This is a genomic window from Bacillus sp. L75 (assembly GCF_003676355.1).
In the GTDB taxonomy this organism is placed as follows: Bacteria; Bacillota; Bacilli; order Bacillales; family Bacillaceae; genus Bacillus; species Bacillus velezensis.
The window spans coordinates 144,770-162,671 of sequence record NZ_ML064902.1; the positions used below are offsets into that span (position 1 = coordinate 144,770).

A 17,902-nucleotide genomic window follows, 5' to 3' on the forward strand; every position below is an offset into this window, starting at 1 on the left:
GACTGCTTCGACAGACGTTAAGTAAACCCCCTGTGTCACCTGACTGATTTATTAAATGATAAGCACTTCCATCATCTTTTGTTTAGAAAAACTTATTAAGAAACATGCACTTGAAAAAATGCGAATCATATATAAGTGATATCCCGTTTAATTGGTTGAGGAGGATATTATGAAACCTATGCTGCCTTTTGAAAAATATTTTGGGGATTTAGAACTGATTTATGCATTTTATGGAGCTATGCCTACCGGTGTTACTGTTTCAGAAACTGGTCGTATTTTCATTTGTTTTCCGAAATGGGGAGACGATGTTAAATTTACGGTGGCGGAGATAATTGGGGATAAATTGCAGCCTTATCCTGATTTACAAACCAATTTGGTTAACCCTGAGAATATCAAAATGACTTTCATCAGTGTCCAAAGTGTAGTTACTGATGGAAGAGGAACGCTTTGGGTACTAGATACGGCGGCACCCAATTTTTCTGAACCAATTAAAGGCGGGGCAAAATTAGTCGCTGTTGATTTAAAAACCAATACAATCAGAAGAGTTTATACCTTTACAGAAGATGTTGTCCTTCCAACAACTTACCTGAATGATGTCCGATTTGATTTTCGTGTTGGAACTGCAGGTTATGCCTATATAACGGATTCTTCTTCCAAAGGACCAGGAGCTATTATCGTCGTGGATTTAGAAACCGGAAACGCATTTAGACGGTTAAATGGAGCAAATCCAACTTCACCGGATTCCTATTTTATACCGAAAATAGAAGGCAAAATTTTGATGAATCGTAACAGGGATGGTTCAACTTCCCCATTTAGGCTGGCATCCGACGGTATTGCGATTTCTCCTGACGGAAAGGTATTATTTTTTTGTCCACTGACCAGCCGTCATCTGTTCTCGATCTCAACAGAAGCCCTGAGAGATAGAAATATACCGGACATGGATTTACTTTATCATGTGGCGTATTGGGGAGAAAAAGGCGCGTCTGATGGAATGATTACAGATGCGAAAGGAGCCATTTATGCCGGAGATTATGAGAACAATAGTATTCGAAAGATGCTGCCGAATGGCACAATGGAAACCATCGCACATGATCCGAGAATTTTATGGCCGGATACTTTTTCGATTGGTCCGGATGAATACTTATATGTCATCGTGAACCAATTACATCGGCAGGCTAGATTTCATTATGGAAAAGACTTACGACAGAAACCTTATAGTTTACTTCGTATCAAAATTGATGAATTTCCTGCTCCTGCTTTTTGAAAATAAAAATGGCCGGTTCAATTTTAGAACATAATTAGCTTCATTTAGCCTTCATCCTAAACCGAATAAGGGGTTACAATAAATACGTGTCCTCAATTATAACTTCAATTTTTTTTGGTCATATTCTGGTCAAGGACCAAAAATGTTGTTCTTTTAATCTTATGACCAAAACCAAAAAATCCCCTGGCACCAATAGTGCCAAGGGATTGAGAGATTAATACTGAGACATGTATTGTTCGCGCTCCCACGGATGAACCTGTGTGCGGAACATATCCCATTCGATTTCTTTTGCTTCGATGAAGTGTTCGAACAGGTGCTCACCGAGTGCCGCAACCATGACTTCGTTTGATTTGAATTCGTCGAGAGCTTCCGCCAGCGTCGCCGGAAGATCTACGATGCCGTTTTCCATGCGCTCTTCTTTGCTCATGACGTAGATGTTGCGGTCAATCGGAGCCGGTGCTTCAAGTTTGTTTTTGATTCCGTCAAGGCCTGCTGCAAGCAATACGCTTAACGCCAGGTACGGGTTTGCCGCCGGGTCTACGCTGCGGACTTCAACACGCGTGCTGATGCCGCGGGAAGCCGGGATACGGATCAGCGGGCTTCTGTTTTGCGCGCTCCATGCCACGTAGCAAGGTGCTTCATAGCCCGGAACAAGGCGTTTGTAAGAGTTCACTGTCGGGTTTGTGACAGCCGTAAAGCTTGTCGCGTGTTTTACGATACCGGCAATGAAATGTTTTGCTGTTTCACTCAGCTGAAGATCAGCGTCTTTATCAAAGAACGCGTTAACGCTATCTTTAAAGAGTGATAGGTTGCAGTGCATACCGGAACCGTTTACGCCGAACAGCGGTTTTGGCATGAATGTCGCATGCAGACCGTGTTTGCGGGCGATCGTTTTGACAACCAGTTTGAAAGTTTGGATGTCGTCACAAGAACGGATGGCACCAGCATATTTAAAATCGATTTCGTGCTGACCCGGAGCAACTTCATGGTGAGATGCTTCGATTTCAAAGCCCATTTCTTCAAGCTCAAGCACGATATCGCGGCGGCAGTTTTCTCCCAAGTCAGTCGGAGCCAGGTCGAAGTATCCGCCTTTATCGTTCAATTCAAGCGTCGGTTCGCCTTTTTCATCTAATTTAAACAGGAAGAATTCAGGCTCAGGTCCAAGATTGAAATCGCTGAAACCGAGTTCTTTCATTTCTTTCAGAATCCGTTTGAGGTTGTTACGCGGGTCACCTTCGAACGGCGTGCCGTCCGGATTGTAAATGTCACAGATGAAGCGTGCTACTTTACCTTTTTCAGCCGTCCATGGGAAGATTACAAATGTGTTCAGATCAGGATATAAGTACATATCAGACTCTTCGATACGGACGAAACCTTCGATGGAAGAACCGTCGAACATGCATTTATTATCAAGTGCTTTTTCAAGCTGGCTCACAGGAATTTCCACGTTTTTAATCGTTCCGAGAATGTCTGTGAATTGAAGGCGGATATACTTTACGTTTTCCTCATTTACTAATTTTACGATGTCTTCTCTTGTGTACTTTGCCATTTCGTAAAACTCCTCCTCTAAAAGGTAAATGTATATAGCAAAACAGTTGCTAACGGATTAATGAAAGAATCGGGACATGTCACCTTGGCGGAAAGTATTTCCCCGCTGGAAACGGCCTGCCTGCATCAGTTCGTTTTTCAGAAGCTTTCTGAGTTCGTCATCAGACAGATTGTGCTTCATCGGTTTGGCGGTTTTTTCGGATTTTTCTTCCGGTTCGGCAGATGCCTTATCCAGAATTTGTTTGATCCCCGCCATATTGACGCCTTGTTCAATCAGATTTTTGATTTCTAACAGTTTATCTACATCATGGAATGAAAATAATCGTCTATTTCCTTCGCTTCTCGCTGGAAATATCAATCCATTTTCCTCATAATATCGAATTTGCCGGGCAGAAAGTTCTGTTAACTGCATGACAATCCCAATTGGAAATAAAGGCATTGAGCGGCGAATGTTATCACTCATCTCAATTTCCTCCTTTTCTTATCTTAGTCTCATTATAGGTGATGTTATATTTTGTGTCAACACAATGTAAGGAATCTTAACATCAAATTCTTTGAAAATTGCAAACGGCCTAAATCAGCTCTTTTTCCATTAAAGCATTTACGGCGCTGCAAATCGCATTTTTCACGTGCGCGTAGGTTAATCCTCCTTGGACATACGCGACATAAGGCGGTCTGATAGGTCCATCTGCTGATAATTCAATGCTTGCTCCCTGTACGAAAGTGCCCGCTGCCATAATGACATCGTCTTCATATCCCGGCATATAGCTCGGATAAGGCGTCACATGCGCATTAATCGGTGAAGCATATTGTATCGCCTGGCAAAAAGCGATCATCTTATCAGGGTCCTGAAACTCAACTGATTGAATCAGATCCGTTCTCGGCGCATTCCATGCAGGGTTTGACGTAAAGCCGAGCTTTTCAAGAAAACGGGCGGTAAATACCGCTCCCTTCAAGCTTTGCGCCACTACATGCGGAGCGAGAAAGAAACCTTGATACATTTCCTGCAGTGAATAAAGCGAAGCGCCGGCTTCACTTCCGATTCCCGGGGAGGTCATCCGGTAAGAGCAGGCCTCAATCCACTTGGCTTTCCCTACAAGATAGCCGCCCGTTTTAGCAAGGCCGCCGCCCGGGTTTTTGATCAGGGAGCCGGCCATAAGATCCGCTCCGACGTGGCAGGGTTCCCGCTCTTCTGCAAATTCTCCGTAGCAATTGTCCACAAAAACAATGACATCTTCTTTGATTTCCTTTACGAAACGAATCATCTCTTTAATTTCATTTATTCTGAAAGACGGACGATTCGCATATCCTTTTGAACGCTGGATGCCGATCACTTTTGTATTCGGCCGGATTGCAGCCCGGACCGCTTCAAAGTCCACTCTGCCTTCTGATGTTAAATCGACTGCATTGTATCCGATTTGAAATTCCTTAAGCGAGCCTGAATACTCCCCGCCTCTTACTCCGACGATTTCCTCGAGTGTATCGTAAGGCTTGCCTGTTATATAAAGCAATTCGTCCCCGGGTCTCAGCACACCGAAGAGCGCGATTGAAATCGCATGCGTTCCGGAAATGATTTGCGGCCGCACGAGTCCCGCCTCTCCTCCGAACACATCAGCATAGATCTTCTCCAGTGTATCTCGTCCGATATCATCATAACCGTATCCGGTTGAAGGCGTAAAATGCGTATCGCTTACTTTATGTTTTCTGTAGCTTTGCAGGACTCTCCATTCATTCCGTTCACTGATTTCTTCTATTCTTTTATGAACGGCGGAGATTTCCGCTTCTGTTTCTTCGGCGGTTTTTTGTAAAAGAGCGCCATGGGTCAGTGTGTCAAACATGTTGTGTATACCTTCCTTACATGAATTTCTTCAGTTCTCCGAGTATGCTTTGTTCTTCCTGTACATAACCTGAGACTTCGTAGCGTTCATTTTCTTCATTAAAATAAAGGCTGTCGATCATGGTCTCTGATTTGATGCGTGACATCAATTTGCCTTCGGCGGCAGGCACATGAACTTCATACGGCGTCATCAGCTCCCGGCGCAAATAAGCTTCGATTTCCGCTTTTAGTTTTGCTTCATCCCCGGCGATTCTGGCGCTGATCATGATGTGGCCTTCTCCCGCTGTCGGGATGAAGTCAGGAAGTGTATCATCACGTTTGTTATAAGCGGTCAGCACCGGAATATCATCTGCCTCAAGCTCTTTTAACAGACCGAGGACAGTCTGTTCATGTCCGGCATAATCTTCATTGGATGAATCAATGACATGAATGATCAAGTCTGCTTCCTTCACTTCCTCAAGCGTTGAGCGGAAAGCCGCAATCAGCGTCGTCGGCAGGTCCTGAATGAAGCCGACCGTATCAGACAAAAGGACGCTGTAGCCGCTTGGGAGCGCCATCTTTCTCGTCATCGGATCAAGTGTTGCAAACAGCAGATCTTCTTCAAAGCTGTCTGAGCTTGTTAATTGATTGAACCATGTTGATTTTCCGGCGTTGGTATAACCGACGAGTGCAGCCTGAAGCACGCCGTTCTTTTTACGTCTCTCCCGATAACGGCTTCTGTGGCGGATAACCGTTGAAAGCTGCACGTTAATTTCGTGTATGCGGTTTCTAATGTGGCGCCGGTCTGTTTCAAGCTTTGTCTCACCAGGCCCTCTCGTCCCGATTCCGCCGCCTTGTCTTGAGAGATTGATTCCTTGTCCGCTTAGACGGGGCAGCGCGTATTGAAGCTGGGCCAATTCGATCTGAAGCTTTCCTTCTCTCGTCTTCGCTCTTTTTGCGAAAATATCCAAAATAAGCTGCGTGCGGTCGATGATCTTCGCTTCAATTGCAGTGGCGAGTGATTTAAGCTGGCTCGGTGACAGTTCATCATTAAAAATGATCAGATCCGCTTCAAGCTCTTCACACAGCGCCTTCAGCTCGTCTACTTTCCCCTTGCCTATATATGTAGCGGCATCCGCTCTGTTCCGTTTTTGCGTAATCCGGGTCAGCACCGTTCCGTCAGCCGTTTTTGTCAATGAAGCAAGCTCTTCCATGGAATGTTCAAAGTGCTCATCTGTCATGTGCGGAAGCTGGCAGCCGACCAAAATGACCGTTTCTTTTTTTCCTTCCTGTTCGTTCAAATGGATGTTCCTTTCTGTGTCGTATTGGGCAGTAGTACTATCATACCAAACCCGCAGGGCGTATACCACACATCCGGCGGGTTTTAAAGAGAGAAATAAAAAAGAGACCCCTCAAACCGGCTGAGAGGTCTATTCGTAAGCTGCCGCCTCATCTTTTATAAGTAAATCCTGGCTCTTGATCGTCATTAAATCGTTTTTTAAGTATTGGTCTCCCATTAAAAGTCTCATGGCCTGAGCGCGGATTGATTTTTCAATCACGTTTCTGACAAAGCGCCCGTTGCTGAATTTAATGGGGCTTGTCGTGCTTTTCACTGTCATTAAGTAATCTTTTAACTTCCACTCGGCTTCCTGGCTTAATTGATACTCCCGCTCTGCTATCATGCGCTTTGCGATGTCCATCAGCTGAGTGACAGAGTAATCCGGAAAATCAATGCTGATAGGGAAACGCGATTGCAGGCCGGGATTTAATGACAGGAAATGTGTCATTTCTCTCGAGTACCCTGCCAGGATCAGAATAAATTCATGCTGTTTGTCTTCCATATGCTTGACAAGCGTATCAATCGCCTCTTTACCGAAATCCTTTTCTCCGCCCCTTGCAAGTGAGTATGCTTCATCAATGAATAAAATGCCCCCGAGCGATTTTTTAATCAGATCTCTGGTTTTTTGCGCCGTGTGTCCGATGTATTCACCGACCAGATCGGCACGTTCCGCTTCGATCAGATGTCCTTTGGAAAGCACGTTCATTTCGAAGAAAAGCTTGCCGATCAGTCTCGCAACGGTGGTTTTCCCGGTGCCAGGGTTCCCTTTGAACATCATATGAAGAGCTTGTTTTCCGACTTTCAGCCCTTGTTCGGCCCGTTTTTGGTTGACGAATATCCACGCGTAAATTTCTTTAATGTTGCGTTTCATTTCTTCCATACCCACTAATGTGTTCATTTCTTTTTCAATTTCTTTCAGAATGCTGTGTTTGGCTTCATTTTTTTGCAGGGCGGCCTGATATTCCGCCTCAGCTTCTGCATTTGTCAGCACTTGCTTTTGGCCATTAAGAATGATGTTAATTTGTCCGTTATTTTTATAGGTTACAGCGCGCTCCAACATGCTCACCTCTCTGTTCTCTCTTTATCTTACTCATGATGAAGCGGTTCCGTGACATCCGCCTATCATCATGAGACCCGTTTTCCTCTTTATCTGTCACTTTTTCCGTTCTCTTCGGGAATGATGTTGAATCCTGCGCTTTCCCGAGAAATATTTTTCATTTCTTATTGTATTCAACAGAAACGGGAGGACAAACCATTTATTTTTATTTTCCGGGAAATGTTGGGTATATTTCTCATTTTTTTCATGAATGACAGCCGTACAAGCACCTTTTGAATATCATCATATGCTGTAATGAGGTGATGGAGAATGGTTAAAATTTTTATAGACCCCGGTCATGGCGGAACTGATTCAGGTGCAACCGGAAACGGACTTCAGGAAAAAGCGGTCACGCTGGAGATCGCGCTGGCTTTGCGCACGATTCTGACGAATGAGTATGAAGGAGTTTCTGTCACGATGAGCAGGACAAGCGATAAGACGGTCAGCCTGACGGAAAGAACGGATGCCGCCAACAGCTGGGGCGCAGATTATTTTTTATCCATTCATATTAACTCAGGAGGCGGAACCGGATTCGAAAGCTATATTTACCCCGGTGTCGGAGCGCCGACCTCGACTTACCAATCAGCCGTCCACACGCAAGTGATTCAAGCATCGGGTTTTAATGACCGAGGAAAAAAAACAGCCAACTTCCATGTGCTGCGGGAGACAAGTATGCCGGCGATTTTGACGGAGAATGGTTTTGTTGATACGTCAGCTGATGCAAACAAACTGAAAACAGCCAGTTTTATTGAAAGCCTTGCAAGAGGACATGCCAAGGGCTTGGAGCAAGCTTTCGGTCTAAAAAAAAAGGCTGACTTATATAAAGTGCAAATCGGTGCATTCAAAGTGAAAGCAAATGCTGATGCGCTTGCCGCCGATGCGGAGTCTAAAGGTTTTGACGCGATTGTGCTTCCAAAAGGCGGCTTATTTAAAGTGCAGATCGGCGCATTCTCTTCCAGAGATTACGCTGAAGCGTTGGCCGCGCGGGCCGAAAAAGCCGGATTTGATGCCTTCATTATACAAGACTAAATGAAAAACCCCCGCTCTCCCTTTTTTGGGACGAACGGGGGTTTTTTGTTATTGAAGTATATCGGCGACAAACTGAGACCAAGCTTCAAGACGCTGATACACATTTTCCTCTTTCAGTTCGCTCAGTTTCATCCAGCGGCCGGCGATTTGATCTTTTTCTTTCACTTCGACTTGTGCCGCAGACGCTAACTGGAGCGCAGAAAGGATGCCGATATGCACCTTCCCTACATCGTTTTCATCATCATTGATCAGGCCGAGTGTGACAATGTTTTGTTTGTCCTCCTCGCGAATGTACAGTTCTTCCGCCAGCTCCCGGTCGGTATTCTGTTTCAGCACTTCCGAAAATGAAGCCGCTCCTTCCATAGGGTTCATGTGTCCGCCGAAGCCGAGAGAAAGCTTATTATGGAGGCGCGATTCCCCTCCGCCGGCGAGCCGTTCATACACAAACACCTCATCATCGCGGCGGATGACGACATACGGAATCGGCTGTTTAAATCGCGGGTCCTCTTCCGCGTCGCCTCTTCTGATTTCAAAAAAATGCGCCTCAATTTGAGCCATAATGTTTACGATACGTTCATCCTCGCTGTTGACTCCCTGAAATGTCAGCATTTCGTTTTGAAAGACGTCACTCCGCGGTGCAGCCAAGATGATTTCATCCATTTTATTCATGCCCGTTCCTCCTGTCTTACCTCTCCATTCAAGCCAAAAGAGCAGATATTATATCTGCTCTTCATCTTGGCCAAAATAAAAATCTTCGTCCTTAATCGGTTCTACCGTCGCCTTTTTGTAGCCGTTCCCTTTCATGGAGAAGAAATCATGTGATTTTGTTTTGGTGTTTAATCCGTTTAATACGATCGGATTAATATCCTCTTCTTCAAAGTAAGGATCGAACCCTAAGTTCATCAAAGCTTTATTGGCGTTATAGCGGATGAATTTCTTTACATCGTGTGAGAGTCCGACTTGATCGTACAAGTCCTCTGTATATTCAAGCTCATTGTGATAAAGCTCTTCTAAAAGCTCAACCGCAAATTCGCGAAGTTCCGCTTTTTTCGCTTCTGTTTGTTTATTGTATATTTCTTGGGCAAGCAGTCCGACATATACACCGTGGATCGCTTCATCACGAAGGATCAGGTTGATAATTTCACCGCTATGCATCAGTTTTCCTTGTCCGTAGAAATATAACGGATAATAGAAACCGCTGTAGAATAGGAAGCTTTCTAAATACACAGATGCAACCATGGCTTTGAACAGTGAAATCTCGTCATCTTTTTTAATCGCTTTGTAGAGTCCGACGATGATTTGCGCTTTTTTCTGCAAAAATTTGTTTTGTTTGACCCATTCGAATACTTCATTAATTGTTTCAGTCGGTGCCAGTGTCATGAAAATATTAGAGTACGATTTTGCGTGAACGGCGTTCTCCATCATCGCCATAAAATTCAGCACGGCTTTCCGCTGGTGGCCGTCTACGTGTTCAGCCACGATCGGCATTCCTGTATTCCCCTGCTCTGTATCAAGAAGAGTCAATCCGGCCAGTACCTTCATATACGTGTCTTGCTCGTTTTTCCCGAGGTACTTCCATGTGAGGATATCGCCGTTTAAAGCAATCTCTTCCGGAAGCCAGAACTGTTTCACATTTTGGTTATAGAACATTTGGGTAAAGTCGTCTTCATGCTTTGACCAGTTTGCTGCGTCATAAATTTTCGTCACTATAAACTCTCCTTTAATCAAACAACACAAGAAAGGCAGCTATCTTGCCCGGTATCTTTCGTTCTTGCATAGTAAATGGTTTTGATGCCTCTATGGTGGGCATACAGATCAATACGGTTCAGATCACGAGTTGTCATCGTATCTTTCAAAAACAGGGTAAAGCTGATTCCCTGATCGATATGCTGCTGGATTGTCGCGATCATATCCACCACTTTGAACATGTCCATATCATAAGCTTCTTTGTAGAAGAACCAGTTATTAGACGCTAATCCCGGCATCGGGTAATACGTTTTTGAATTTCCGTATGTTCTTTCTTCGATCCGTTCCATGATCGGCATAACGGACGCCGTGCTGGATTGGACGTAGGAAATGGAGCCTGTCGGCGCGATGCACAGTCTGTAGCTGTGATACATACCGTGTTCAGCGACAAACGCCTTCAGCTCTTTCCAGTCTTCGATTGTCGGAATGTGCATGCCCTCAAAGAGCGCAGCGATTTTTTCGTATGCCGGTGAGAACTCTTTTTCGATGTATTTATTGAAATATTCTCCCGTTGCATAAGTGGAGCCTTCATAATGCTCAAACGTTTCGCCTTTTTCTTTCGCAAGCTCAGCTGAACGCTGGATGGAATAAAAGTTCACCATCATAAAGAACGTATTCGCGAAATCTCTTGCTTCCGGGCTTTCATAAGCGATGCCGTTTTGGGCAAGGTAGCCGTGGAGGTTCATGGCGCCTAAACCGATCGACTTCATCGCTTTGTTCGCGCGTCTGACTGCCGGCGCGTTGCGGATATCCGTCGTCTCAGATACATGAGTCAGGGAATCCGTCGCGAGTTTCACCGTGCGCTCAATCGATTTATGTTTCATGACATTCAAAATATTTAATGAACCAAGGTTGCAGGAAATGTCCAAGCCGATTTCGTCTTCTTCATCATAATCTGTGTAAGCCGAAACTTGTGACGCTTGAAGCACTTCAGAGCAAAGGTTCGAGAATTTCACTTTTGATACGTGGTTATTCGCGTGCTCTTTGTTTACGTTGTCCTGGAACATAATGTACGGATAACCTGACTCAGAACGGAGAACGGCAAGCTTTTCAAGCAATTTGCGCGCATTCACTTTTTCTTTTTTGACACGCGGGTTGTCGACAAGCTCCTCATACATCGCCGTCATGTCCATTTCGTCCATATGCTGGCCGTATTCTTTATAAATCGTATGCGGATAGAATACATAAGCCGCTTTGTCCTCACGTGCAAGCTCAACGAACTTATCCGGAATGACGACACCGATAGAAAGCGTCTTGACGCGCACATCTTCATCCGCAGAAATCTTTTTCGTATCAAGAAAATCATTGATATCGCGGTGGAAAATGTTTAAATACGCCGCGCCCGAGCCTTGTCTCTGTCCCATTTGGTCAGCGTAACGGAACGCATTATCAAGAAGCTTCATGACGCCTACAACGCCTTTTGTGGCGTTTTCAACATCTTTAATCGCTTCGCCTTTCGCGCGAAGCTTGGACAGGTTAAGAGAAACCCCGCCGCCCAATTTAGACAGCTGCATGGAAATATCGATCGCCCGTGAAATATCGTTTAAGGAATCATTGACTTCGAGCAAGAAGCAGCTCACCAGTTCTCCGCGGCGTTTTCTGCCGGCATTCAAAAATGTCGGTGTACTCGGCTGATATTCCTGGTTGATCATCAGGTTTACATATTCTTTTGCTTTCTCAGTATCGCCGTTTGCGAAGAACAGCGCGACGATTGAGATTCGGTCCTCATAACGCTCGAGGATTCTTTTCTTGTCATTCGTTTTCAAAGCATAGTCATTATAAAATTTAAACGCACTCATGAAGGAAGGAAAACGAAACTTCTTTGCGTAAGCTGTCTTAAACACTTCTTTAATGTCTTCAAAAGAGTAAAGGCTTAAGAATTCCTCTTCGTAGTATTGGTTTTCAATCAAATAATCCAGCTTCTCTTTTAAATCGTGAAAGTAAACTGTGTTTTGATTGATATAGTCAACAAAATAGCTATGTACAGCCTCTTTATCTTTATCAAACTGGAATTTTCCATCTTGTTGGATCATGATTTCGTTATTTAACTGGATCCATTTTGGCACTTGATTTTGTGACAACTCTTTCTACCTCCTGAGTAAACAATTCAACGTCTTTAGATGTGCCGCTGAGTTCAAATTTGTGCAAGATCGGCACCTGATATTGTCTCGAAATGGTATCGGCGCTTTTTGCAAAGTTATCGCCCCATACTTTGTTGCCGCTCGCAGCGACTCCTAATAAGAGATGGGCGTATTTTTCGAGAAATGATTGTGTTGATGCCGGTACCTGGCCGAAGTTTGTCGTGTATGTGACCAAAACAAACGGAGTGTCCACGTGGTCCGTTTCGTCCACCTTGCGGATCAGCTGAAAGTCTGTTTTATTCACAAAACGCTGAACATTCCCTGTCTTTGAATCAAATATGATTTGAACCATCCTTATCACGACCTATCAAAAATAATGAATCTCTTAACACTATATATAGTATACTAACCTCTCAGAAAAACACAACATATTGAGATCGATTTATAAAAAATTCATATTTTTGAAAGAGCGGACTTTGGCTCTGGCCCGATTAACGCCCAAAAAAGAGAGCAGAACGAGAATCATCTCTCATCCTACTCAAGGTGTCATGTGTAAGCCGATGTCTATCATAACATGAAAAAAAACTGCTTAGTAGTCTAGACTTTTATTCTTATTTTTTGTAAGAATCACATTTTTTTTCGCTTTCAACGGTTTCTTCAATCTCCACATCAGCACCGATTTCTTTCAGTACGGCTTTCAGAGCGCTTGTGATGGAAGCCTCTCTGATCAGTTCTTTGCCGTCAACGATGATGCTGGTTCCATATTCATAGCAGGAATCATCTTCACAAGTTTCTTCCCAATGGTTGATTATCACCTTGTGTTTCAATCGTCTCACCCTCTGCATGATCAATGTCAGTACTTAGTGTAGCTTGTGCGGCCCGCTTTGTAAATTCGAACGCTTGTGAAATTTATTCAAGCTCATCCAGCGCCGTTTCTTTTTTCAGTTCGATTTTATTCGTTTTTTCATCATAGCGGTATATTTTTAAGTAACCGTCCTCGACGATGCCGAAACGATTATGTTCCAGCTGCACCATGCCTTCTGTCTGCGGTTCGGCATCCGATGAGCCGCCGTCATCATCCGTCACCACCGTCTCATGATTGCTGCAAGCTCCAAACAGCAAAAAAACAGCGATCCAAACGAGCGTAATCCTGATTCTTCTCAGTTCATTTTCACTTTCGAACACGATTTTCCGAACCCCCTTTTATGTTTCCGATATACGGCCTGCAATATACAGATGCGCATAGAAAAAGACCATTGTTCATGGTCTTTTTCAAAAAGTCTATTCAAGCTCAAGCTGGACGTTTTTTTGCGGGGCGAACGTGGAGATGGCATGTTTATAAATAAGCTGCTGCTTCCCCTCCGTTTCGAGCAAAACGGTAAAGTTGTCAAAGCCTTTTACCTGGCCGCGAAGCTGGAAGCCGTTGAGTAAAAACACCGTGACGAACGTATTGTCTTTTCGGATTTGATTCAAAAACTGATCTTGAATATTAATCGGTTTCATGTTTCGTCCTCCTTGGTTCTCAATACAATACTGTTTCGATTAAATTTCCAGTTTTCCTGCTATGCACTCGAAAATTTCCTTTTTTTTCTGCTCAATATCAACAGGCGGCGTCATATCTGTCCATGAAACGGGCATTTTATTGCGAAACCAGGTCAGCTGGCGTTTCGCATATCGCCTAGAATTTTGTTTTAATTGCTCCACAGCCTGAGGGAGCGGCACTTTTCCATCAAGATATTCATACAGCTCTTTATAGCCGATCGCCTGAATCGATTGGCTGTCCCGGATATTCATATCATACAGCCGCTTTACTTCGTCAAGAAGGCCGGTTTCCAGCATCAGGTCAACGCGCTCGTTAATCCGGCCGTACAGCACTTCTCTGTCCATTGTAAGACCGATAAGAACCGCATTGTAAAGCAGCTCCCGTTTTTGGGTTTTAAGATGCTCTGACATTGTTTTTCCCGATACATGCAGAATTTCGAGCGCGCGGATGACTCTTCGCGTGTTGTTTTGATGAATGGCTGCCGCCGCTTCCGGGTCGGCTGCCGCAAGCTTGGCATGAAGCGCTTCCGCCCCTTCTTCAGCCGCCAGTTTCTCCATGCGCTCCCGGAATACAGGGTCGCCGGAGTTTTCCGTGAACGTATAGTCATACAGCACGGACTGAATGTACAGACCCGTTCCCCCGACAATCATCGGCAGCTTTCCTCTATCGGCAATCTCGGTGATTTTTCCCCTTACCATTTTCTGATAATCCGCCGTTGAAAAAGTGTCGGACGGCTCCAAAATATCAATCAGGTGATGCGGCACGCCTTCTGTCTCTTCTTCGGTGACTTTGGCCGTTCCGATGTCCATCCCTTTATATACCTGCATGGAATCTCCGCTGATGATTTCCGCATTCAGCATTTTCGCGAGTCCGATGCTTAGTTTTGTTTTTCCGACTGCCGTCGGTCCGACAAGTATGACGACAGGCTGTTTTTTATTTTTCAATATGTATCACTCTCTTTTATAAATCTCCCCCTAATTATAGCATTCATTTCTTCAGGCACCTATCCATTTTGCCCTTTTTCCTGAGCGCTAAACGTCCGCTACCACCCGATCGGCTCGTTTCCGACAACCTCTCTCGTTTTTCCTTTGAGCGTATGGCGGTGCGTTTTCCGTCCTTCCTCCCACGGATCGTAAACGACACCGCCGTGCTGGATCTGAATCGGCTCATTGTAGGCGGCAAAGGTGGTCTCTGAAAGCTCATGGTAATGTGTTCCGTCAACCCTCGGGATGGCAGGGCCGGAAATGCCGTAATACCTATGAAAATGGCCGTTTTCAAACGAGGTGATGCCCGTATAGAAATGTGTATGCTCATCTGTATTGCTGCCGTTCTCCGGTTGCGAAAAGCCTTCGATCACATGGTAATGTCCCTGCACTACATCCGTAACAGCCCGGTATGCGTGTGTGTGCGGAGGTTTTTTTGACCAATCGGACTGATACAGGCCCACAAAAGCTCACTCCTTTATTTTTTTGATAAACGCCCAATCAAAAATTGGTGGGCTGAATACTCTGTTATCATCTCAAATTTATTCTTGGAGGTACCTAAATTATGAATGAAGAATACACATACGAAGCAGATAGTGATATGAGACAGTTTGGACGGCCCGGATTTGGGTTCGGACGGCCGGGATTCGGGTTCGGGCGTCCCGGATTCGGATTCGGCTTCGGACGGCCGGGTTTTGGTTTTGGCCGGCCTTGGTTTGGCCGCCCTTGGTTTGGCGGGTTCGGACGGCCGTTTGGTTTTTACGGCGGACCGTTTGTCGGAGGGCTTGTCGGGGGGCTTGTCGGAAGCGCTTTGTTCAATCCGTATTTGTACGGAGGTTACGGCTACCCTTACTATCCGTATTACTACTAAGACAATCAAAAAGGGCTCCTTTCAGGGGCCTTTTTGTATAGGCCTAATGTCTTGACTTGGCGGGCAAAGTTCGGATATTATTTTATTTTACTGCCTTAAACAAAAGGCATAAGGATTATGATGAGAGGGGGATTTGATATGATTCTGGGTTATATCTTCCTCACAATTGCTATTTTATCAGAGTCAATCGGCGCGGCCATGCTGAAGGTCTCCCGCGGATTTACGCGGTTTTTGCCGAGCGCGCTTGTAGTGGCAGGCTATTCATTGGCCTTTTATATGCTTTCACTGACACTGAATCTCATTCCGCTTAGCTTATCCTATGCAACATGGAGCGGAGCCGGAACGGTGCTCGCATCCATTATCGGAGCGAAATGGTTTCATGAAAAACTGGACAAGCAGGCCGTCATCGGACTCTTTTTCTTATTGGCCGGTGTCATTTTGATGAATTGGTAGAAAGGAGAGGCATGCTGATGAAAGGATTACTTTGCTTGGCATTAGCCATTGTATCAGAAGTGTTCGGGAGCACGATGCTGAAGCTGTCGGACGGTTTTACGCACCTGTGGCCCGCTCTCGGCGTCATCGCCGGAATCGGAGCCTCTTTTATGTTTTTGAGCTTCTCTTTGAAAAGCCTTGATTTATCCGCCGCATACGCGACATGGTCAGGTGTCGGCACCGCTTTAACGGCAATTGTCGGCTTTTTTGTTTTTAAGGAGGCCATGACAGTCAAAATGATGATCGGGCTTGTTTTGGTCATCACGGGCGTCATCCTGCTGAACCGTTCCAAGTCTCAAAAAGCTAAAAAAAATCAAACGGCCCGGAGCTGACCGTTTGAACTCGTCAAGCGCGGGCAGCTTTTACTTCAACCTCAAGCTCCATCTCCACGTTTCCTTGGACCGCTCGTGAAATCATACATGAGGACTCTGCTTTTTGCGCTAACTTCCTGGCGAGCATAAAGTCCGTTTCGGCTGCATCCGGCTTTAATAATATAAACGGGCGGTGAATGATTTTCTGGTACGTGAACACACCGTTTGTGACGTCTACAATTCCTTCAGATTCCATATGTAGATCTTCTTTATCCAAGCCGCTTCTTTCCATCATCGCCGCAAGCGTTATAATATAACAGGTCGCGGCCGCTCCAAGCAGCATTTCATCAGGATTTGTGCCTTCTCCGGGTCCGTCCATTTCCTTAGGAATGGACACAGCCGTTTCCAGCCGGCCGCTTTTAATATCGCCGACGTCATTGCGATTTCCGGGCCAATTTGCTTTTAAATAAAAGTGATGTTTTGCCAAGGGACAAACCTCCTTTTTTTCAGTTTACTCATCTTTCACTCGTTTGTCTTTTTTTAAGCTTACGAATACTCTTGATTGATCACTCTTTTTATCGTACGGACAAACCGGTAAAATTCCTCCGTTTTTGTGAATTCCCTTTCGCGGTAATCAAAATTATCAAAAAACGCTTCCCGCTGTTCTCTGCTGATCTCAAGCTGTATGCTCAGCCCGGTTTGCGCCTGGTTATTGATATTTTCGGTGTCAACCCCGGCCAGACCGGTTTTTGAGGTTGCCAATTCTGCAGAAAATCCGTTTCGTTCGAGAGCTCTCACCAATTTTTTCGCCCGCTTCCGGTCGCTTCCTCCGACAAGAGTATTTTTCTCGTCGCCTTTATAACCGTGAACTGCGATAACATAATGGTGCTGCTTAATGCTTTCGACTGCTGAAGGCTCATCGAACCTGGTGCTCGTAATATGAAGAGTCTGGTTATCATGCGTTTTTAATCCCTCAAACAGATAGGTTGAATAATCATCTCTGAAAGAGCGGACGATCTCGCTCACCCCGCCCTCAATTCTCCCTCCGTGCGGCGACATGATCAATACGGGGCTCCCCTTTCGCTTATTGTACGATATATGATAATCATCGGGGTCTTCATGTTCAGCCAAATCTTTAAAATCTGTGTATGTATCAGAAGAATTCGAGGGATCAGGGTCTGACGCATAATGAGCACATCTTATTAGTAAGACCATTGCTACGATAATGATGACATTAAGTAAAATTCTTTTCATCAGCTCTCCTTCTTTGCTCCTTTCTGAAAAATGACATGTTCATTATATGGATTTTTGTCAATAGGTCTTATCTTAACATTCTATTAACATTATCATCAGTGAAAAACTTCCCGGTTTCGAAAAATCAATGGATTGTCACGGTTCAAGCGCTCAAATGCCGGGCATCAGTGAAAAAAGGTTGAGAGAGGGCAAAAAAAAAGGGAGGAACGCCCGAATTTTCAGGGGCGGGAGATTCACGGCCGGAAACGGACGGCATCAGGAATACGCTTTTAAAAATGAATATCCGCCTCCCGAAGCAAATGCACAGGACAGAATGGAGCCCGTCAAAAAAGTTCTCATCTGCCTTTTTGTACAGCAAAATGCCGTTACAGCCCGCTCATCCCCTTTTTTTATCATAATGGTCCGTTTTGAAATGGAGCCGTCTTTTTTCATATATATAATATCAATCGGAAGCTGTTTTTCCAAGGAATGTCTCAATATTATGTTCATATATATACCTCCTTCCGCCGGCTTCACTATAAACGAACAA

22 protein-coding genes are annotated in these 17,902 nt (G+C 44.9%); 5 read left to right on the forward strand and 17 right to left on the reverse strand.

Annotated features, from left to right (window positions below; genetic code table 11):
• The first annotated feature begins 169 nt into the window (after positions 1–169).
• Complete coding sequence (locus D5S11_RS04230; RefSeq protein ID WP_042635220.1) at positions 170–1,264, forward strand: L-dopachrome tautomerase-related protein; 1,095 nt, start codon at positions 170–172, stop codon at positions 1,262–1,264.
• 214 nt (positions 1,265–1,478) lie between these two features.
• Here D5S11_RS04230 and glnA read toward each other — a convergent pair whose 3' ends face one another.
• The 5 genes from glnA to spoVK form a co-directional block, all read right to left on the reverse strand.
• Positions 1,479–2,813 carry a type I glutamate--ammonia ligase gene (gene glnA, locus D5S11_RS04235; protein ID WP_007410365.1) on the reverse strand — a complete coding sequence of 445 codons (1,335 nt, stop codon included), beginning with the start codon at positions 2,811–2,813 and terminating at the stop codon, positions 1,479–1,481.
• A gap of 57 nt (positions 2,814–2,870) precedes the next feature.
• Entirely contained in the window at positions 2,871–3,275 is a 405-nt protein-coding gene (locus tag D5S11_RS04240) for a MerR family transcriptional regulator (RefSeq protein WP_007410366.1), read from the reverse strand.
• A 109-nt stretch (positions 3,276–3,384) separates the two neighbouring features.
• Positions 3,385–4,650, reverse strand: coding sequence for a methionine gamma-lyase family protein (locus D5S11_RS04245; RefSeq protein WP_047935741.1), 1,266 nt, complete (start codon positions 4,648–4,650; stop codon positions 3,385–3,387).
• 16 nt (positions 4,651–4,666) lie between these two features.
• A complete protein-coding gene (gene hflX / locus D5S11_RS04250) occupies positions 4,667–5,929 on the reverse strand; it encodes a GTPase HflX (RefSeq protein WP_108724960.1) in 1,263 nt (420 codons plus the stop codon).
• A gap of 129 nt (positions 5,930–6,058) precedes the next feature.
• Complete coding sequence (gene spoVK, locus D5S11_RS04255; RefSeq protein WP_095352126.1) at positions 6,059–7,027, reverse strand: stage V sporulation protein K; 969 nt, start codon at positions 7,025–7,027, stop codon at positions 6,059–6,061.
• A gap of 306 nt (positions 7,028–7,333) precedes the next feature.
• Here spoVK and D5S11_RS04265 point away from each other — a divergent pair, with 306 nt between their 5' ends.
• The gene (locus tag D5S11_RS04265; protein ID WP_053104415.1) at positions 7,334–8,092 is read left to right on the forward strand and encodes an N-acetylmuramoyl-L-alanine amidase; all 759 of its coding nucleotides are present in this window, start codon (positions 7,334–7,336) and stop codon (positions 8,090–8,092) included.
• Positions 8,093–8,140: 48 nt separating this feature from the next.
• On the opposite strand, the gene D5S11_RS04270 is transcribed toward D5S11_RS04265, so the two are convergent.
• From D5S11_RS04270 to D5S11_RS04310, 9 genes are all read right to left on the reverse strand, one after another.
• Complete coding sequence (locus D5S11_RS04270) at positions 8,141–8,761, reverse strand: hypothetical protein (protein WP_012117609.1); 621 nt, start codon at positions 8,759–8,761, stop codon at positions 8,141–8,143.
• Positions 8,762–8,809: 48 nt separating this feature from the next.
• Positions 8,810–9,799: a class 1b ribonucleoside-diphosphate reductase subunit beta gene (gene nrdF, locus D5S11_RS04275; RefSeq protein WP_007410372.1), complete on the reverse strand. Its 990-nt coding sequence runs from the start codon at positions 9,797–9,799 to the stop codon at positions 8,810–8,812.
• A gap of 17 nt (positions 9,800–9,816) precedes the next feature.
• Positions 9,817–11,919, reverse strand: a complete 2,103-nt coding sequence (nrdE, locus tag D5S11_RS04280) for a class 1b ribonucleoside-diphosphate reductase subunit alpha (protein ID WP_007410373.1) — start codon at positions 11,917–11,919, stop codon at positions 9,817–9,819.
• Complete coding sequence (nrdI, locus tag D5S11_RS04285) at positions 11,879–12,271, reverse strand: class Ib ribonucleoside-diphosphate reductase assembly flavoprotein NrdI (RefSeq protein ID WP_003154061.1); 393 nt, start codon at positions 12,269–12,271, stop codon at positions 11,879–11,881. The genes nrdE and nrdI overlap by 41 nt, the downstream gene beginning before the upstream one ends.
• Positions 12,272–12,530: 259 nt before the next feature.
• The gene (locus D5S11_RS04290) at positions 12,531–12,746 is read right to left on the reverse strand and encodes a hypothetical protein (RefSeq protein ID WP_003154062.1); all 216 of its coding nucleotides are present in this window, start codon (positions 12,744–12,746) and stop codon (positions 12,531–12,533) included.
• An 82-nt stretch (positions 12,747–12,828) separates the two neighbouring features.
• Complete coding sequence (locus D5S11_RS04295; RefSeq protein ID WP_007410374.1) at positions 12,829–13,104, reverse strand: YmzC family protein; 276 nt, start codon at positions 13,102–13,104, stop codon at positions 12,829–12,831.
• Between the two features lie 96 nt (positions 13,105–13,200).
• A complete protein-coding gene (gene hfq / locus D5S11_RS04300; RefSeq protein ID WP_003154064.1) occupies positions 13,201–13,422 on the reverse strand; it encodes an RNA chaperone Hfq in 222 nt (73 codons plus the stop codon).
• A 39-nt stretch (positions 13,423–13,461) separates the two neighbouring features.
• Positions 13,462–14,406 carry a tRNA (adenosine(37)-N6)-dimethylallyltransferase MiaA gene (gene miaA, locus D5S11_RS04305; protein ID WP_007410375.1) on the reverse strand — a complete coding sequence of 315 codons (945 nt, stop codon included), beginning with the start codon at positions 14,404–14,406 and terminating at the stop codon, positions 13,462–13,464.
• Between the two features lie 98 nt (positions 14,407–14,504).
• The gene (locus tag D5S11_RS04310) at positions 14,505–14,909 is read right to left on the reverse strand and encodes a YmaF family protein (protein WP_108724961.1); all 405 of its coding nucleotides are present in this window, start codon (positions 14,907–14,909) and stop codon (positions 14,505–14,507) included.
• Between the two features lie 101 nt (positions 14,910–15,010).
• On the opposite strand from D5S11_RS04310, the gene D5S11_RS04315 reads away from it, so the two are divergent.
• The 3 genes from D5S11_RS04315 to erbB all read left to right on the forward strand — a co-directional run bounded on the left by D5S11_RS04315 (position 15,011) and on the right by erbB (position 16,140).
• A complete protein-coding gene (locus tag D5S11_RS04315; RefSeq protein ID WP_015239898.1) occupies positions 15,011–15,316 on the forward strand; it encodes a hypothetical protein in 306 nt (101 codons plus the stop codon).
• 138 nt (positions 15,317–15,454) lie between these two features.
• Complete coding sequence (gene erbA / locus D5S11_RS04320) at positions 15,455–15,769, forward strand: SMR family multidrug efflux transporter EbrA (protein WP_007410378.1); 315 nt, start codon at positions 15,455–15,457, stop codon at positions 15,767–15,769.
• Positions 15,770–15,786: 17 nt separating this feature from the next.
• Positions 15,787–16,140 (forward strand): SMR family multidrug efflux transporter EbrB, encoded by a 354-nt coding sequence (gene erbB / locus D5S11_RS04325; RefSeq protein WP_007410379.1) that lies wholly within the window; start codon positions 15,787–15,789, stop codon positions 16,138–16,140.
• Between the two features lie 13 nt (positions 16,141–16,153).
• Here erbB and D5S11_RS04330 read toward each other — a convergent pair whose 3' ends face one another.
• From D5S11_RS04330 to D5S11_RS04340, 3 genes are all read right to left on the reverse strand, one after another.
• Positions 16,154–16,606, reverse strand: a complete 453-nt coding sequence (locus D5S11_RS04330) for an OsmC family protein (RefSeq protein ID WP_007410380.1) — start codon at positions 16,604–16,606, stop codon at positions 16,154–16,156.
• 59 nt (positions 16,607–16,665) lie between these two features.
• Positions 16,666–17,373, reverse strand: coding sequence for a poly-gamma-glutamate hydrolase family protein (locus D5S11_RS04335; RefSeq protein ID WP_007410381.1), 708 nt, complete (start codon positions 17,371–17,373; stop codon positions 16,666–16,668).
• Positions 17,374–17,628: 255 nt separating this feature from the next.
• Positions 17,629–17,862 (reverse strand): hypothetical protein, encoded by a 234-nt coding sequence (locus D5S11_RS04340; protein ID WP_015239897.1) that lies wholly within the window; start codon positions 17,860–17,862, stop codon positions 17,629–17,631.
• Positions 17,863–17,902: the final 40 nt, after the last annotated feature.

What these genes read in the sequence shown, in the direction of transcription:
- D5S11_RS04230 (WP_042635220.1), top strand. Translation starts at nt 170, where the DNA reads ATGAAACCTATGCTGCCTTTTGAAAAATATTTTGGGGATTTAGAACTG.
- glnA (WP_007410365.1), bottom strand. Translation starts at nt 2,813, where the DNA reads ATGGCAAAGTACACAAGAGAAGACATCGTAAAATTAGTAAATGAGGAA.
- D5S11_RS04240 (WP_007410366.1), bottom strand. Translation starts at nt 3,275, where the DNA reads ATGAGTGATAACATTCGCCGCTCAATGCCTTTATTTCCAATTGGGATT.
- D5S11_RS04245 (WP_047935741.1), bottom strand. Translation starts at nt 4,650, where the DNA reads ATGTTTGACACACTGACCCATGGCGCTCTTTTACAAAAAACCGCCGAA.
- spoVK (WP_095352126.1), bottom strand. Translation starts at nt 7,027, where the DNA reads ATGTTGGAGCGCGCTGTAACCTATAAAAATAACGGACAAATTAACATC.
- D5S11_RS04265 (WP_053104415.1), top strand. Translation starts at nt 7,334, where the DNA reads ATGGTTAAAATTTTTATAGACCCCGGTCATGGCGGAACTGATTCAGGT.
- D5S11_RS04270 (WP_012117609.1), bottom strand. Translation starts at nt 8,761, where the DNA reads ATGAATAAAATGGATGAAATCATCTTGGCTGCACCGCGGAGTGACGTC.
- nrdI (WP_003154061.1), bottom strand. Translation starts at nt 12,271, where the DNA reads ATGGTTCAAATCATATTTGATTCAAAGACAGGGAATGTTCAGCGTTTT.
- hfq (WP_003154064.1), bottom strand. Translation starts at nt 13,422, where the DNA reads ATGAAACCGATTAATATTCAAGATCAGTTTTTGAATCAAATCCGAAAA.
- D5S11_RS04315 (WP_015239898.1), top strand. Translation starts at nt 15,011, where the DNA reads ATGAATGAAGAATACACATACGAAGCAGATAGTGATATGAGACAGTTT.
- erbA (WP_007410378.1), top strand. Translation starts at nt 15,455, where the DNA reads ATGATTCTGGGTTATATCTTCCTCACAATTGCTATTTTATCAGAGTCA.
- erbB (WP_007410379.1), top strand. Translation starts at nt 15,787, where the DNA reads ATGAAAGGATTACTTTGCTTGGCATTAGCCATTGTATCAGAAGTGTTC.
- D5S11_RS04335 (WP_007410381.1), bottom strand. Translation starts at nt 17,373, where the DNA reads ATGAAAAGAATTTTACTTAATGTCATCATTATCGTAGCAATGGTCTTA.
- D5S11_RS04340 (WP_015239897.1), bottom strand. Translation starts at nt 17,862, where the DNA reads ATGAACATAATATTGAGACATTCCTTGGAAAAACAGCTTCCGATTGAT.